At 55.1% G+C, this 633-nt stretch carries 1 rRNA gene; it reads right to left on the reverse strand.

Annotation, left to right across the window (positions count from 1 at the left end):
- Positions 1–633: ribosomal RNA gene (locus ACT6VE_RS34865) — 23S ribosomal RNA — on the reverse strand; the annotation flags it as partial.

Below are 633 nucleotides of genomic sequence, written 5' to 3' on the forward strand. Positions count from 1 at the left end.
TTCAGAGCTTGCACTCCTCCTCTTAACCTTCCAGCACCGGGCAGGCGTCAGGCCCTATACGTCGTCTTGAAGCCGACTTAGCAGAGCCCTGTGTTTTTGCTAAACAGTCGCTACCCCCTGGCTTGTGCCCCCTGCACACGGTTGCCCGCATGCAGGGCCTCCTTCTCCCGAAGTTACGGAGGTAATTTGCCGAGTTCCTTCAGTACACTTCTCTCAAGCGCCTTGGTATACTCTACCATCCCACCTGTGTCGGTTTAGGGTACGGTCTATACGGAGGGGCTATTTCCTGGGACAACTTCGAAGCCAGACCAATCCAATAAGGCCTGACAACTTACGCCATCCGTCACACACCTCCAGGCCCACGAATATTAACGTGGTTCCCATCGACTACCCCCTTCGGGCTCGTCTTAGGGGCCGGCTTACCCTGCTCAGATTAGCTTTAAGCAGGAACCCTTGGGATTTCGGCGAGAGGGCATCTCACCCTCTTTATCGCTACTCATGTCAGCATTCGCACTTCCGATACCTCCACGGTCGGTTACCCTCCCGCTTCATCGGCCTACGGAACGCTCCGCTACCGCTTGGATCAAAGATCCAAACCCTAAGCTTCGGTACGTATCTTGAGCCCCGTTACAT

The sequence above is a fragment of the Shinella sp. genome, from assembly GCF_052438155.1.
Lineage (GTDB): Bacteria > Pseudomonadota > Alphaproteobacteria > Rhizobiales > Rhizobiaceae > Shinella.